Origin of the sequence: Gracilimonas mengyeensis (assembly GCF_900182705.1) — a bacterium.
In the GTDB taxonomy this organism is placed as follows: domain Bacteria; phylum Bacteroidota; class Rhodothermia; order Balneolales; family Balneolaceae; genus Gracilimonas; species Gracilimonas mengyeensis.
In genome coordinates, this window is the sequence record NZ_FXTP01000011.1 from 68,527 (window position 1) to 84,863 (window position 16,337).

Below are 16,337 nucleotides of genomic sequence, written 5' to 3' on the forward strand. Positions count from 1 at the left end.
TAGCTGGTTTTTATTGAATCGCATTGATAAAGGGTCCCTTGTTGATTAGTTGGTTAAATTTTAAGACCGCTCCAAAAGTACTGTTTGATGTGATTAGATACCAACATATGGCATATTAGTTTTACCTGTATAATGATCAAATACCTCCAAAAATAGAAAAGCCCCGGCAATTGGCCGGGGCTTGATAGAACTAAATATGTTCTTTCTATGCTGTCATCTGTTCAGCATGTACGCCTTCACGTATTTCTTCAATCATTTTACTGTTGAAGGCCGGCAGATCATCTGGTGTTCGGCTGGTGGTGAGCCCCTGATCCACAACTACTTCGTTATCAACCCATCGTGCACCTGCATTCTTCAGGTCATTCTTGATGGATGGATAGGAAGTAAGTTCCCGACCTTGCAGGACTTCTGCATCGATCAGAATTTGCGGACCGTGGCAGATTGCTGCAACCGGCTTGCCATCCTTGAAGAAGCTTCGTACAAACTCAATGGCATCATCATTCATGCGAAGCTGATCAGGATTCAATACACCACCAGGCAGAAGCAACGAATCATATTCTTCAGCAGAAGCATTTTCCAACGCCACATCTACGTCAAAATCGTCTCCCCACTGGTCGGTTGCCCAACTCTTTATGGAACCTGACTCAGGCGAGATAATGTGAGTTTCTGCACCAGCCTCATGAAGGGCTTCTCTTGGATTGGTAAGTTCCACTTCTTCAAAACCGTTAGTTGCTAAAATAGCAACTTTTTTACCGTTTAATTCATTACTCATAATTCTTTCTCTTGTTTTGTAATTAGCTTTATTTTTCAATCTCTGTAATTACAATGTATCTCAGCCTGAATGGTTCCGACATTTTGATAAGCTTTACTAATGCATCAAATAAGACAAAGCTATAAAATTATAATCCGGCATTGAGGCAATCTTTAACAAGCGGAAAATCACTTAATAAAAGTGCTGTAAATTGGATAGATTCTTATCCCTCAATGATGTCAAATACACGGTGTACCTCTTGGTAAATTTTCGAACCCTTTTTTCTTCATGCTTATTGTTATGCATTTCAACATCAATCTGCACTGAATCTGCAGATGCACAAATCGTTTCTCCCCAAAATACAGTTACGGTAAGCGACTCAGTTGAATATGCTTTCCTCCCCGCTCTGGCTTATAACAGTGATCTTGGGCTTATTGGTGGCGGCATTGCCAGCCGGTATCATTATAAAAGGGGCGTCAATCCTTTCTACTCCTATATCAATGTAAATGCGATAGCTTCTACCAAAGGATTACTCTCTTTTCAGCTCTTGCACGACAAACCGCAAATCATGGATTCCCGTCTTCGTTCAACCACGGAGCTCTATGTTTCCCGGTTCATGGAAAATCAGTATTACGGAGTGGGCAGCTATCAGGAAATTGAGGAAGAACCCGAAGCGAATCCCGACTACTATTACTACAAATCTTTCTCAGCAGGATTTGAATTAACACTCCGAAATCCTCTGTTTTACAACAAAGAAACCGGTGCCCAAATTGATATCTATGGACTGGCCGGCTTCAGCTATCGTACCCCCTGGGGCAACCCGGACGACCGGCTTATTTCTGAACAACGGCCCGTAGGCATAGGAGGCTCCCATATATCGGAATTGGGGCTGGGTATGATCTGGGAGAACCGGAATAGTGAATTTTCCCCAACGACGGGCACTTATGCAAAAGCAGGTTTTGCTGCCGGACATAAGCTTTTGGGCAGCGACTACGATTATATTATGCTTGAGGGAGAAGCCCGTACCTATCTTTCTTTCTTTTTGATCCGCGAGATCACTTTTGCCAATAAAATTTCCTATACCCATACCTCCGGTGACTTGCCCTATTGGAAGCTATCTGAATTGGGTGGCAGTAACACTCTACGCGGTTACCCTGAAAACCGATTTTTGGATGACAATGCTCTCTTGCTGAATTCAGAACTACGTACCTGGCTCATTGAATTCCCCGAGTATGACATTCGCTTTGGCGGTACGCTTTTTACAGATATCGGGCGAACATTTCACAATGGAGCTGCCCTGCAATCAGTTTTTAACGATCTACGCTATACCTTCGGCTTTGGCGGTGTGTCTTCCTTTTTTACGGATGATTTTATCATGCGGGCTGATATTGGGTTCTCGCAAGAAGGCTATGGTATTTACTTCACCTCTGGCTTTCAGTTTTAATGGGATAGATACCTGGTAAAGCTTTTTATGGTTCTGTTATATTTATGGTGATTGTGAGTTGATTTTCAAGACATCCGGAAGAAGCTTGTAAATCTAATATTGCTTCTCCTATCTCTATACCAATAATTCGAAGAATCGATAGTTTTCCATTATCTGCTTGATTGGCTATTTGATTTATATCCACATTCAAATATCCACTTTGCAATACTGGTAAATATGAAACCCTGCCCTTCGAGCTCACAAACACAGGGGGACCAGTCAGGTCAATAAACAAGGTATCCCCCACGGCCACCGTGGTATCGGGGATGGGGTTTTCTAAGGTTAACGAACCCTCGCAGGGGCCGGATTGGCTACAATTTTGCAAGATTAAAGACGCCGTGACAAGCAGCAGGAATAGGATGACAGAACTTTGCTTCATGGCGAATCTCTTTTTGTTCATCAGTAATACCAGCGGTTTCAAAGGGATTTCTTACTCTTGATGTTTATAGTTTGAGGCAGAGCCTCAATCAAGCATCCCGCAGCAGAGCTAGGGAACGAGCACAATAATTTTATTCATTGTACTTTCCGATTTATTGTTGTTGTATAACATTAAAATAGAATGATTTATATGTGCTTATATCACTTTTGAGAGTATCGTTTACAGAAACACTTGCTCCATACTCTCCTGGTTCCAAATTGACCTCAAAACTAAACGTATTCTTTGTAGTTGGGATGCTTTCTACTCTATTGGGTATATTCCAAGTAAATTCAAGGTTTTCTGCTAAGCTGTCTTTGACTATGCAGGTAAACACAACGGTATCTCCCTTCTGCACAGGATTTGGTTCAACATCTATTCTCATTATTTCAGCTTCAAGAGGTGGTGGCGGATCAGGAGCAGAATTGAATCCCTCACATTGGGTAAAAGCAAGAAACAAAGCATGGACTATAAATAATTTGGCTAATTTTCTCATCATTGACTATTTAATTACCGAAGATAGCTAATGCCAAAGGTACAATCATTCTTCTTTGGCACAAATACATTGACAAGTTTACGAAGTGGCAGGCAAGTCTAAGACTTGCAGGGTTTTGGCATTGTGCCATGTCAACTTTTCATTTGCTGGTACTTTTAAAGTCTCAGACTTAAAAGATCTTTAGGTTGACCTTCAAGCCTCTCGTTTGACCAACTACTGACTCATCTTTTTAGAAAAAACCGCAAAAAATAAGAAAGCCGAATAGCAGATGAGAAAACTCATCAAGACTATTCGGCTTTATCAGGAAATACCGCTCATAAAAAGGGCGAGCCTTTCACAGCGCGCCCTTTTCCTATGAGGTCGGTATATCAGAAGCTTATCACAGCTTCTAACATGATTCCGCTAAATTCTGCACCGGCATAGGTACCAGTAAAGTCGTCGTAACTTTGAGTTACATATTCTAATTTCGTCAGTACGTTCTCAGTCATGAACCAGCCACCGCCAATATTCACACGGGAAATGCTGATGTCGTTGCCACCTAATTCTTCGCCAGAAACAGAGTTGTAACGTCCGCCTACGTAGAAGTCTTCAGCTGCACCAAAGCGATACAGAAGCTCGGCACCCAGTTGAGTGAAAGAACGGCTTGAAGATTCGGTTTCAATTTGTCCGGATACGTTTTCGAACACACCGTAGAACTCAAGTCCCTGGTATTTTACGAAGGGGTTAATCATGATGGCAGTCATTTCGCCTGCAGCAGGAGCTGATCCTCTTGGAGGAGTGAAAGTAGGCGCATAACGGCCGGCACGGAAGTTACCTGGCTCAATCACGTTATAGTAACGGCTACCGGCACGGTCACCAGAGTACAGGTAAATAGAACTGTTTTGGCCTACACGGAAGATAGAACCGGTCAGACGAACTCTCAGGTCTTCATTTACCTGGCTGTCGTATCCAACTTTAGCAAGGAAAGAAGGTTTTGTTTTGATATCGCCTTCAACAGTGCTTTGATTCAGTTTACCGTTGGTAAGACCAACCATTCCGAATACGTCACCGGAGTACACATACACTTCTCCACCTACTTCAGTGGTGAAAGAATCCATGATGTAGTTACCTACAAATGGGTTATTGATAGTGGCACCGTTGTCGCTGCGACGGAAGTGGTTGTCACCATAGTTGTTCTCCATGTGGCCAACTTTGATACGTACGTGGTCAGAGAGGCCTGCCAGAAAACCTTCTTCAATAAAATCGAAGGAATCAATTTGCAGGTATCCGCCCTTCACATAGGTTTCTGTGTGGTGTTGTGAAGAAAGATAGGTACGCAAGTGCATGCGCATGCCCGGTGCAAGTGCTACATCAAGATCCAAGTTAGAGGTAGCAAGGTTAAAGTTATTTTCCAGATCTGCCAGATCGCCGGCATCGTTATCATGAGAAATACCTTGGAACTGCAGTGTGTTGGCGCCACCAATTCGTACCTGGAACCCTTGGAATTCCTTATCGGTAGTAAATGGTGATTCAAATTCGTTCAGTCCTGCCTGAGTAGGAGGAGTGTAATATTGAATGTCATTGCGCTCTTGAGCGTGAACTGTGGAGAGAAAAGCTCCAAGAACAAAAGTCAAAAGCATTGCTGTGATATATTTGGCTTGTGATTTCATGACCTTAGGGTTTGTTAATTGTTGTGTTGGTTAGTTTTGACAGGATAATTATTGTGCAAATTTTGCATTGAATGTCACCTCGACGTCCTCGCCGGCTTTGATAGCACCGAACATGGCTTTTGGAGGATCAACATTATAATCTGTCATTTTGATGGGTTGGATACCGTTGAACAGAATAGTTCCGTCGGGTTGTAGTTCATACTCAACTTCCATTTCAACGTCTTTAGTAACTCCAGAGATGGTAAGTTGCCCGGTAGCGGTAAGGGTATTACTGCTAATTTGGGTTATATCAGAAAGAGTGAACGTAATATTTGGATGCTTTTTCTCATTTAAAGCATCATAAGTTTTACTATCCATTCCTCCTTTACCACTTTTTATACCATCTACTACAACATTGAATTCAAGGGATGAAATATCTACCAATGAATCTTCTGCTATTTCAATAGATGCTGTTCCGGAGAATTCTTCGGCTTCGGATTCCCAATCGTGCACGTTAGACGTACCGTTGATGATTACTTTGCTGTCGTTTTCAACAACACTGTAGCTTTGCGCAAAAAGTACGGATGTACTCAATGACAGGATTAGTGTGATTACAATTCTATACATATCGACCTCATTTATTTTTTGATTTGATTAATCGCTTTTTGATTAATGCGTTTCCAAAATCGTAACCAAACATGAAGAAAAAGTGAAGAAAAAAATACTTTTTTTATTCCTGTAACGTATTTCTTATTAGCTACTTACGACTCCTATTTACACGCCCAAATATGAAGATTATGTGAAGTCTTTTCAAGACCGGGAATCCCCCATTTCGTGCTTTTATAAATGGCCTTCTGCCGAGACATGCATATCAGTATATATGCTGTGCAAGAACGTACTTCATCCATAGGTAAAATGGCAGGGCCTGTGAAATACGAAGTAAGGGGAGTTTATTATAAAACCTGCCACTGCGAAGGCTGCCGTAGCCGTGGGGAGCAAATCCTGGGACAATCTCATTGATAATGCCTCCTCGCGATTGTAGATATTAAGTAATTAGAGGGGGAGAGTAATCAATCGATTTCCTTTTTATGCTGCATTCCTATGCTCTATAAAAACACTCTTTATTTACTTATTTAACAGGCAAGCCTTCCAATTCCATAATCTTTAAGGCATTGGTAGTAGGGCAAGGACCCGGCTTTATTTTATATTCGAAATGCATCTTTCCGTCCTCAATCGTCTCAGCAAAATGCCAGTTACTCAGTTGCGGAATCTCACTTTCCAGGGCAGATAATTCCAGGTCATGCGTAGAAACCATTCCAACCCCATTTTTACCAGCAACATTTTTAAGAAAAGCCGCACTCCCCTGATATCGCTCCCGGTTGTTGGTTCCTTTGAAGATTTCATCCACAAAATAAAAAAGCGGAAGTTCATGCTCATCTTCCAGTTCATTCATCAACCTGCGAAGCCTTCGTACTTCCGCGTAGAAATGCGACAGCCCATCGCCCAGCGAGTCTTTCACGTTAATACTGGTAAAAAGGCGAAACAACCTGCTCTCTAAAGTTTGAGCACAAACAGTAGCTCCGGCAAAACTCAACACCAGGTTGATACCCACGGTCCGCAAAAAAGTACTTTTCCCTGCCATATTGGAACCTGTGATGAGGAATAAATCTTTACCCTGTTCTATTTTAAAGTCATTGCTAACCCGCTCATGTTCAGGTATTAGCGGATGCCCCAACCCTTGGGCCTCAAACAAGAGATCATCTTTATCATCAAGTACAGGAAAATTATACTCCGGATGAAGCGATGAAAAATTAGCCAACGAGTTCAGCGCCTCCAGCTGATAAAAAAGATCCAGCCACTCACTAAGTCTGGGTTCAAGGTCTTGCTTAAGGTTTTCCATCTTCATGGAATAATACATATCCCAGGGAATAATTAAATTTACGATAGGCCCGACAAATTGGTTTTTTTGGATAGATGCCGGTCCGGTAATTTTGTTCACCTTATTTAAGTAAACCGACGGTTTGGTATCTGCCTCGTGATAAGCCTTCAGGAAGTCAGCCAGCTTTGGTTTTCTGGAAAGCTCAAAATTCTCTACATGCAGCAGCAGCGACCGAAACCGGCTCAATAACTTCTCCATTTGATAGGCTGCTTCAAACAATCCCTCTGTTTTCTCACTGTAAAACTTATAGACAGATAAGTATACCACCAAGCCAAATACCATTGGCAACCAACTCAACATCCCAATAAGAGCGGCCATGCCTGCAGTGATATTAAAAAGTGAAAGCACTGAAAGAATCACCAATGGCTTTATAAAACCTTGCTTTTTGGGAAGGCGGAGCCACTTCAGCATATCCTCCATCCCCCAGTCTTTTTCCGATTCATGAATAACAGTGTATTTTCCCAATGCAGCCAGTTTATCCCGGAAAGCCTGTAGTGGAATCAATTCGCGAACCAATCCTTGCCGTTCTTTTACTGCCGATTCCTTCGGTTCGGTATTAGTGAGCCAGTCTAATAATATCTGGCTGCCCCCTTTATATACCGAGGTATCCAGCAGACGGTGCAGCGATCGCTTTCCAATAATATTCAAGTCATCAGCATAAGCATGGTCATCAAGCTCTGGAGTGATCTTAAGTTCGGGGATCTCCTCCCATTCTAATTCCATGCGGGCAATATGCTCTTGTTTGATCTTTTTTAAATGCCCCAACTTTTCAATGGCCTGATGCACTTTATAGTGCCGGCTAACCAAATAAATAAAACCTGCTATTCCAGCAATTAATCCTGCCGTCCATACATAATCATTTAACAAATCGGCTGTAAAAAAAACGAAAGCCAAAATGACAAAAAACACCACACCCCGTGCCCAGGAAAACTTTGTGCTGCACTCTCTAAATTTCTCTACGTGATGATCAATACGCCTGCAATGGCGCTCATATAACTCTTTTTGCTTATGATGATTCATTAGGGTTGATTTTGCTGCTTTTCTGATGTGTGATGAGGATAAAAAAAGAAATGGATAAAAGCTGTGTGAATGGAGGGTATAATTGTAGTTTAGATACTACAAATTACAGATTGAAAATTGAAGATTTTCCAAGGGTGCTCTCCGAAACTTTAATTGTGATGGGCATGATGAAGATGATGCCCTATAATGTTGGGTAAACCATCACACTGCATCAAAAAACCACACATACTTTTAGCCACAAAAGCCTTTCAGCCCAACCTCCGGGTAGCAGCAATCTACTTCATGCATCTCGGCGGAGGTTTGGTCTTCCTCTATTTCCTCCCGGGGCTATATTCGGACATCCCTACGGGATTTAATTGGAGAATCATATGACTTTACAGAATGATCCATATGAAGCCAGAATCGATAAATCAACTAAAAACTAATCACTGATAACTGTTCACCGAAAATTCCTCGCACAGGCTCCGCACATATCCTGTATTTCTTAGCTTGAAAAGCTCCGGTTTCGATGCTCAAAAAACATCTAATATCGCATCATAAATACTATTTTTATTTATGATATATCTTATCTCACTATATTACAGTAACTTAAATTATTAATTACTTAATGAAACCGCTTTTATTTTAAACTTAAACTATTTGGGTTGGATAAAAGAAAAATATGCCTTAGTCTATCCCACCGAAACAAACGACGTTTCACCCAAACAAATTTAATTCATGATTTTTAACCGTCAATCCAACTTGTACAATATGATGCGCGCCATGTGTATGCCCATGGGCTGTATGTGTATGATGTGCTGTACCAGTTGGAATGATAGCGGACTTATAAAATCATGAATTAGATTTTAACCCAGAAAACGCCCGCTCATCATTCAGGTGAGCGGGCGTTTTTTGTTTACGCCTTTCTCTCCTGTTGATGTGTGTCGGGCTCCAGACGATATAACCCAAAACACACATACCCTAACAAACGAATGAACACTGATACCACTCACTCTTTCAGGCGCTTTGCCTGGAAAATATCTGTATTGCTGTTTGGCCTTTTTACGGCCCTTCAGCCCTTAAGCAACGCTCAAAGCTCCGTCTCCGGGGTGATCACCGATGCCGCCACCGGCGAGCCCATCATTGGAGCCAACATTATGGTAGAAGGCACCAATAAAGGCGCCGCTACTAATATTGATGGCGAATATGTGATCGAAGGCCTCTCGGCAGGCAATTATACCCTGCGGGTGCGGTACATCGGTTTTAAAGAACAAACCCAGGAAATTGCATTAGACGAAAACGAAGACTTGTCACTCGACTTCCAGTTGGAGCAAGGCTCCATCAACCTGGATGAAGTGGTGGTTACCGGTACGGGCGGACCTGTAGAGGTACGCAAGCTCGGTAATACCATTGGTCGTGTAGACGCCAGCGAACTGGAAAACACGCCCATCCAGAGTTTCTCGGATGTACTGCAAGGGCGCGTAGCCGGCCTTACCGGACTGCCCTCCAGTGGTGTAACCGGTGAAGGTTCACGCATACGTATTCGCGGTTCCTCCAGTCTTTCGCAAAGCAACGAACCGATTGTACTTGTAGATGGAATCCGCGTGGATAATGGCGGTGGCTTTGGCGGTTCGGTTAGTGCCGGTGGTAGCGCCTCTCCTTCCCGACTGGATGACATCAACCCCTCCTCCATCGACCGCGTTGAAGTGCTCAAAGGAGCCGCAGCGGCTACGCTCTATGGTACCGAGGCTTCCAATGGCGTAATCCAGATCTTCACCAAAAATGGTCGTGCCAATGCACCCCAGTTCGATTTCAAAGTAACGCAAGGCGCCATTAATTATCCCAAAACCATTCCAGATAACGTTGGTTTTGCCCGCACGCAAGCCCAGGCCGATACCATGAGTTTCTATTACGATCAGGACATTGATCCCTGGGAGCTGGTATCCAGAAATTATGTGCATCAGCTGTACGAAACCGGGATCACCCAGGAATATTCCGGAAGCATCAGCGGAGGAACCGAAGGTATCACCTATTATGTAAACACCCGCTGGATGGATGAAAACGGCCCGCACTCCGGGGAAAATATTCCTTTCCCAAATGGCACAAAATCCCTGGCTGATGATCAGTTGAATCGATTTCAAACCAATGCCAACATCAGCATTTTTCCGGTAGATAATCTGCAAATCCGGTTCAAATCGGCCTACACACAGACCAACCTGGAGACTTTCCAAACGGGTAACAACGTACAGGGTGTAACCTCCGGTGCCATGCACGGCAAGCCGGAATTGGTTTCCTATGATAACAGATCGGGTACTTCCTACAGTGCTACTTTGCAGGAACGCCTACAGCAAACCGTTGAACAGGAAGTACAGGCGTTTAACACCAGCTTGGGCCTGAATTACCGCCCGTTAGAAACATTGACACTCGACGGTACTTTTGGCATCAGTTATACCAGTCAGTTTAGTGAGGAAGTGCGTCCTTTTGGCTGGAACATCAACAACTACGCCAGCATTGAAACCGAAGGATCACGTATAACATCCGATCGTTCGAACCTCAACATCACCGCCGATGTAAAAGCCATTGCGAACCATCAATTGAACGAGCGTTTTGAGTCTACCTTTATTGGGGGATTCCAGGTTTTTCAACAACAGAACTTGGTACGTAGTGCCACAGGAATCAGTTTTCCTGGTCCGGGCCTGAATGTGACCGGGGCTGCCGCCGAGCAAAGCGTGAACGAAACCTACATCGAAGAAACACAGACCGGTATCTTCTTGCAGGAGCAGATTGGTTTTGACGATCATATTTTCGTAACCGCCGGAGCCCGTCTGGATGCCCACAGTGCTTTCGGTTCCGATTTCGATGCCGTTATCTATCCCAAGCTTTCCGGTTCCTATGTATTTTCGGATGCTCCTTACTGGGAAGAGAATGAAACGATCTCATCGCTTAGGTTGCGAGCGGCAGTGGGACAGTCTGGTCTGCAGCCCGGAGCCTTTGATGCCCTTACCACCTACGCCTCTCTTACCTCAGGCAATGGCGCTGGAATCGTACCTCAAAACCTCGGTAATCCCGATCTGAAACCGGAAATTTCTACCGAGTATGAGCTTGGAGTAGATGCCGGCTTTTTCCAGGAGCGCGTTACTTTAGATGCCACCTACTGGGACCGTACCGTTCGTGATGCCTTGGTGCAGCGCAATTTCCCGGCCAGTGGAGGATTCCTGCAGCCCCAGCTGGATAACATTGGCGAACTGAAAGGCCGTGGAGTGGAAATCGGACTCGAATTCCGCATCGTGGAAAACAAAACGTGGTCGGCCGATGTGTTTACCAACACCGCCTACCTCTGGGAACAAGTAACCTCACTTGGAGGCGCTGCTCCTATCAAGGTTGGCGGAAGCTATCCGCGCTATCGTCAGTACCTGATCGAAGGCTACGCGCCCGGTTCCAACTTTGGAGCTAAGCTTCAGGATGTACAAGACGGCTACCTGCCACTAGATCAACGCGGATTACTGGAAGCACTGGGACGTGATGTATCCGGCTTGAATTACGGAGAAGCGGCCAGCCGCGAACTGGTGCTGGATTACCTCAGCAGTCTTACCCCCGGCACTGCCGATCTGGAAACCTTGAACAGCTACATTTTACTGGCTGATGAAGACGGAGACGACAATCCCTTGGATCATTACCTCGGCAAACCCACGCCCGACTGGACCGGTTCTTTTGGCGGATCGCTTCGATACAAGAACTTCACAGTCTCTACCCTATTTGAATACAGCGCCGGCAACTTTTATGTGAATAACCTCACGGAAGGTTTCCGAAACCGTAGCGCAGGTATTGGGCGCAATACACCAGATGCCGCGCGAGTGGATCGCAACTACACCACTGGCGGTATAGATTCCGACAATCAGCCCCAAAATAACGGAGAAGTTCGCCTTGATGCCGCTGAAGAGTGGCTGGATGAACTCGTGGCACTGGACCCATTCCCCGGCCTGAATGCTATTCAACCCGCTGATTTCATTCGTCTGCGAGAACTGAGCCTGACTTATAACCTGGCTCCGCAGCTGCTGGATCGCTTCAACATCCGCAGGTTATCCTTTACCCTTTCGGGCAGAAACCTGGCGCTCTGGACCAAATATTCCGGACCCGACCCTGAGGTAAATGCCATTGGTCGCAGCGGCGGTACTGATCTGGAAAACAACTACCTGCTGGGTACCGATGCCTGGAATATGCCGCTGCCCCGACGCATCCTCTTCACCGTAAACCTGGGGATTTAAGCCATGCAGATCATACAAACTATTTCTAAATCACTATTTGAACGAAACGACAACATGAAGTATCCAAACATCATACAAAAACCTGTGATCCGGCTTTTAGCAGGGTTCTTATTTGTAGCTGCTGTGAGCGGCGGCTGCAACCTGCTGGATGTGAACAATCCAAACAGCCTGGTTGAAGAAGACCTCGAAAATCCGGCGGCCGCGCCTGCCCTGGCGAACGGCGCCGAGGCTACGCTTACCAACGCACTGGGAGACTTACTGGCTCCCTACTCCACCGTAACCGACGAACTCACATGGATTGGAACTCGTGACGGCTGGCTGATACTCAACCAAGGCGGCACCGATGATCCCATCAACGAGTTTGTGGATGGAGCGTACACTTCCATCAGCGAGGCGCGCTGGACGGCCGATAATGCCATTGAGCGCCTGGAATCTTTCCGGGAAGATGGCACGTTGCCCAGCCGAACGCCGCTGGTACGCAGTTACCTCTATGGCGCGATAACCTATCTGGCCGTGACCGATGCCTTTGACAATTTCGTCATCTCAGACCGACAGCAAGCCGGAAATCCTTTGGGTGAAGAAAACCTTCCCCAGCTCATCAGTACAGCTATTGATTACCTGGACAGAGGGATAGAACTGGCAGATAATGGTTCTGAGTGGGAAACGCGCCTGCTGGCGGTACGGGCCCGGGCCTATTATGCACAAAACCTGTGGGCCAAAGTAAATCCTTCAGTTGATACCGCCTCGCCACTGGTTAGCAGCAGCGATGCCGTAGCCGATGCGCAGGAAGTTATCAATCGCGTTGGCCCTGAAAACGACTGGCGCTACGAAATTTCCGTCAGCCCGGAGACGCCCGGCAACAACCTGGCTTTCCAGGTAAATGAACGTCTGGAACTCCGTATAGGTCCCGCTTTTGCCGATCCTACTTCGGATGGTACTCGTGTGGATAGCGTAATTGTCTTTGATCCCATTGATAACATTCAGGCACCCTTCCTGGTCAACGAAATCAATTCGTTTGTAGAAGCCGATCAGTACGCCAACCTTCCCATTATCTCAGCCAGAGAATTACAGCTGATTATTGCGGAAGACGCACTGGCCAACAACAATACTGTGGCTTTTACCGATGCCATCAACAACCTGAGAAACCTGGATAATCTTTCGGATTACACCGGGCAGGTAGATGAGCTGGAACTGCTGAAGCATTCCCGGAAAGTGAACCTTTTCCTTCAGGGAAGAAGGCTTGCTGATCTCTACCGTTTCCAGGAGCAGTCGCCCGAATGGACGCAATCAAGAGTGAACGAAGGGGAGTTTTTCCCGATCACCATTTCGGAAATCAACTCCAACCCCAACGTGAATTTTGGGGATTAATCAATGATGAATTTAGGTTTATGTGAGTTTACCATAGCCATACCTTAGGTAGATATAAAATCCGTCATTGCGAAGGCTGCCGTGACCGAAGGGAACACAGCCTGTGGCAATCTCCCGGAGAATGCCTCTGAGCGTTGTCAGGGAGATCGCTTCGTCGGAAGAAATAGTATCTTATTTAAACAAATGGCCTCCTCGCGATGACCAGCCAATTTTTACATCATTCTTATTTCTGTCCAAGGCGTACCCTGAGCAGAATCACAATATTTACCCTATACTCTCATAGAATTTTTTAAATCACGATATCAAATCAATCAAACCTATGAACTTTAGCAAGACCATTAAAAAAGCTTATTGGGTACTGGCGGCCGCACTTTTTGTGCTGGCCAGCTCATCCCAAGCCGTTGCTCAAAACGATTATTATTTCCCGGAAGGATCGGAATTTGACGAATCCATCCCCACCCCGGAAGAATTTCTGGGCTACGAAATCGGAACCCATTATACCCGTCACGATCGCATTGTCGATTACTTTGAGGAGTTAGCCCGTATTTCTGATAAAGCGTCCTTACAGGTAATTGGACAAACCGTGCAAAAACGTCCACAGGTGGTGCTGACGATCACCGATCCCGCCAATCATCAAAACCTGGAGGAAATCCGCGAAAATCACCTTACGCTGATTGATCCGGATGCAGACCTTCTGGATATCGAAGAAGCCAAATCGGTGGTGGCACTAAACTACAGCGTGCACGGCGATGAAAGCTCCAGTGGCGAGGCGGCGCTGCTTACAGCCTATTATTTCGTTGCCAACCAAAGTGCGGAAACACAGAATTTGCTGGAAGAGTCCATCATTCATATTGACCCGGCTCAAAACCCCGATGGACGCGACCGTGCCGCCCACTGGCATAACAGCTACAAGTCCTTCCCTCCCGTGTCCGATCCCAACGACATCGAGCACAACCAGGGCTGGCCCCGCGGACGTACCAACCATTTTCTGCACGACCTGAACCGTGACTGGTTTGCCGTCACCCAGCAGGAAAGCGCCAACCGTGTGGCCTTTTACCAGAAATGGTATCCCAACATCCAGATTGATTTCCACGAGATGGGGACCAACAGCACCTATTATTTAGAGCCCACGCAACCCGAACGCACCTGGAACCCCATCGTTCCGGAATACCATTACGAAGTGCTGAACCCGCTACTGGCTGAATATCACACCGATGCGCTGAACGAATTGGGCGCCCTCTACTGGACCAAAGAAGTATTCGACAACATCTCCCCCATTTACGGCTCCACCTATCCTGATATCCTCGGCGGCGTGGGCGTAACTTTTGAAGTAGGAAGCTCCCGCGGACTGGTGCAAGAAAGCGTGGCCGGTGATGTCACTTTTGAAAACACTATCCGCCGTCATCTCCGCACAGGTATTGCTACCGTTCGGGCCGGCGTAGGCGAAAAGAAAACCCTGCTGGAATATCAGAAAGATTTCTACGAGACTGCTCTGGAAGAAGCGGAAGACCAGCCGGTACGTGCCTATGTTTTTGGGGATGAAGCTGACAAAACCCTCACCAATAAATTCCTGGATCTGCTGCTGAAGCACAAACTGGAAGTGTACAAACTTGAGGAAGAACGCACCGTGGATGGCAAAACCTTCAGTCCGGAAGCCGGCTACATCCTGCCCACCAGCCAGGCCAACTACCGCCTGATTCACGACATCTTTGAAACCTACACCGAATATGCCGACAGCGTGTTTTATGACATCACGGCCTGGTCGCTGGTGCAGGGATATGGCATCAAGTACGGAGAAATTACTTCCGGCGGCTACAATCGCGACTGGGGCACACCGGTTGAATCGGTGCCCGAGCAAGAAGGCAAAGTAGTGGGCGGCCAAGCCGATTATGCCTACCTGCTTTCCTGGAGTGATTACAATGCCTCCGCTGCCCTCTACCACCTGCTGGATGAAGGCGTACGAGCACGCGTGGCCCATCAGCCCTTCACTTCGCCTACCAGCGGCGGTGACGTTGATTTTGGCTACGGCTCAGTCATTATCTCCGTGGCAGAACAGGACAACCACAGCCCGGATGAATTGTATGAAGTGATTGAAGCCACGGCCGAGGAATTTAGCCTGACCTTTCATACCACCTCCACCGGCTACAACACCGGCGGTATCGATCTTGGAAGTGGCAACGCACAAGTGGTTGATAAGCCAGAAGCGGCTGTGGTATTCGGCTATGGCGTAAGCGCCTATGATGCCGGCGAAGCCTGGTTCCTGCTAAACAAGCACTTAGGCATCGACATCACCAAAATTAACAGTGTTGATTTCGGCGATGTGAATCTCTCCCGCTACAACACCCTGCTGCTGGTAGATGGGGATTACGAGTATTTTGACCAGGAAATCATTGATAAAATTAAAACCTGGGTGAATGACGGCGGAACCCTGATTACTTCAGCCGGAGCTTCCGTTTGGGCCGTACGAAACGAGATCGTTTCCGAAAACTTCCTTGATAGCGGCGAAGATACTTCTGCAGCTGAAGAAGATGAGACCGTCCGTTACAACTATGAAGAACGCCGCGACCGCTGGCTGGCCGGACGTATTCCCGGCGTGATTTTGGAAGCGGATATCGATCCAAGTCACCCCATCGCCTTTGGCACGGAAGACCGCAGCCAGTTATTCCTGAAAGAAAACGGACACTTCCTGTATCCTTCCTCCGATCCGTATGGCACCGTTGCGTATTATGGGGATGATCCTCACCGCGGTGGTTTCCTGAATGAAGCCAACAAAGAAAAGGTAAAGAATAAAGCCTCCATCTTGGTCTCCGGTGAAGGAAGCGGAAATGTGATTCTGTTTTCCGAAAATCCCACCTTCCGCAGCTACTGGCACACCTCCAGCCGATTGCTCTTGAATGCCTTACTTTTTGGCAATAACTTATAAGAGCCGAATCATTTTTGTTCGAGAGGCCGGATTGCTTGAAAAAGCTTTCCGGCTTTTTTTATGCACCTGC

10 protein-coding genes are annotated in these 16,337 nt (G+C 46.3%); 4 read left to right on the forward strand and 6 right to left on the reverse strand.

The window, feature by feature from the left end; genetic code table 11:
* Nucleotides 1-205 precede the first annotated feature (205 nt).
* Nucleotides 206-772: a type 1 glutamine amidotransferase domain-containing protein gene (locus tag FN815_RS12870; RefSeq protein WP_142455053.1), complete on the reverse strand. Its 567-nt coding sequence runs from the start codon at nt 770-772 to the stop codon at nt 206-208.
* Nucleotides 773-962: 190 nt separating this feature from the next.
* On the opposite strand from FN815_RS12870, the gene FN815_RS12875 reads away from it, so the two are divergent.
* The gene (locus FN815_RS12875; protein ID WP_142455054.1) at nt 963-2,195 is read left to right on the forward strand and encodes a BamA/TamA family outer membrane protein; all 1,233 of its coding nucleotides are present in this window, start codon (nt 963-965) and stop codon (nt 2,193-2,195) included.
* Nucleotides 2,196-2,220: 25 nt separating this feature from the next.
* On the opposite strand, the gene FN815_RS12880 is transcribed toward FN815_RS12875, so the two are convergent.
* From FN815_RS12880 to FN815_RS12900, 5 genes are all read right to left on the reverse strand, one after another.
* Nucleotides 2,221-2,613, reverse strand: a complete 393-nt coding sequence (locus FN815_RS12880) for a hypothetical protein (protein ID WP_142455055.1) — start codon at nt 2,611-2,613, stop codon at nt 2,221-2,223.
* A 151-nt stretch (nt 2,614-2,764) separates the two neighbouring features.
* Complete coding sequence (locus FN815_RS12885; protein WP_185957297.1) at nt 2,765-3,148, reverse strand: PKD domain-containing protein; 384 nt, start codon at nt 3,146-3,148, stop codon at nt 2,765-2,767.
* A 365-nt stretch (nt 3,149-3,513) separates the two neighbouring features.
* Nucleotides 3,514-4,794: a hypothetical protein gene (locus FN815_RS12890; RefSeq protein ID WP_142455057.1), complete on the reverse strand. Its 1,281-nt coding sequence runs from the start codon at nt 4,792-4,794 to the stop codon at nt 3,514-3,516.
* A gap of 48 nt (nt 4,795-4,842) precedes the next feature.
* A complete protein-coding gene (locus FN815_RS12895) occupies nt 4,843-5,400 on the reverse strand; it encodes a YceI family protein (RefSeq protein WP_142455058.1) in 558 nt (185 codons plus the stop codon).
* A 502-nt stretch (nt 5,401-5,902) separates the two neighbouring features.
* On the reverse strand, nt 5,903-7,732 hold the full coding sequence (locus FN815_RS12900; RefSeq protein ID WP_142455059.1) for a MutS family DNA mismatch repair protein: 1,830 nt from the start codon (nt 7,730-7,732) through the stop codon (nt 5,903-5,905).
* 971 nt (nt 7,733-8,703) lie between these two features.
* Here FN815_RS12900 and FN815_RS12905 point away from each other — a divergent pair.
* From FN815_RS12905 to FN815_RS12915, 3 genes are all read left to right on the forward strand, one after another.
* On the forward strand, nt 8,704-11,976 hold the full coding sequence (locus tag FN815_RS12905) for a SusC/RagA family TonB-linked outer membrane protein (protein WP_142455060.1): 3,273 nt from the start codon (nt 8,704-8,706) through the stop codon (nt 11,974-11,976).
* Between the two features lie 3 nt (nt 11,977-11,979).
* Nucleotides 11,980-13,344, forward strand: a complete 1,365-nt coding sequence (locus FN815_RS12910) for a RagB/SusD family nutrient uptake outer membrane protein (protein ID WP_142455061.1) — start codon at nt 11,980-11,982, stop codon at nt 13,342-13,344.
* Nucleotides 13,345-13,663: 319 nt separating this feature from the next.
* Entirely contained in the window at nt 13,664-16,267 is a 2,604-nt protein-coding gene (locus FN815_RS12915) for a M14 family zinc carboxypeptidase (RefSeq protein ID WP_142455062.1), read from the forward strand.
* Nucleotides 16,268-16,337 lie beyond the last annotated feature (70 nt).

Coding starts and splice junctions, on each gene's coding strand:
- FN815_RS12870 (WP_142455053.1), bottom strand. CDS start 772: ATGAGTAATGAATTAAACGGTAAAAAAGTTGCTATTTTAGCAACTAAC.
- FN815_RS12880 (WP_142455055.1), bottom strand. CDS start 2,613: ATGAAGCAAAGTTCTGTCATCCTATTCCTGCTGCTTGTCACGGCGTCT.
- FN815_RS12885 (WP_185957297.1), bottom strand. CDS start 3,148: ATGATGAGAAAATTAGCCAAATTATTTATAGTCCATGCTTTGTTTCTT.
- FN815_RS12890 (WP_142455057.1), bottom strand. CDS start 4,794: ATGAAATCACAAGCCAAATATATCACAGCAATGCTTTTGACTTTTGTT.
- FN815_RS12895 (WP_142455058.1), bottom strand. CDS start 5,400: ATGTATAGAATTGTAATCACACTAATCCTGTCATTGAGTACATCCGTA.
- FN815_RS12900 (WP_142455059.1), bottom strand. CDS start 7,732: ATGAATCATCATAAGCAAAAAGAGTTATATGAGCGCCATTGCAGGCGT.
- FN815_RS12905 (WP_142455060.1), top strand. CDS start 8,704: ATGAACACTGATACCACTCACTCTTTCAGGCGCTTTGCCTGGAAAATA.
- FN815_RS12910 (WP_142455061.1), top strand. CDS start 11,980: ATGCAGATCATACAAACTATTTCTAAATCACTATTTGAACGAAACGAC.
- FN815_RS12915 (WP_142455062.1), top strand. CDS start 13,664: ATGAACTTTAGCAAGACCATTAAAAAAGCTTATTGGGTACTGGCGGCC.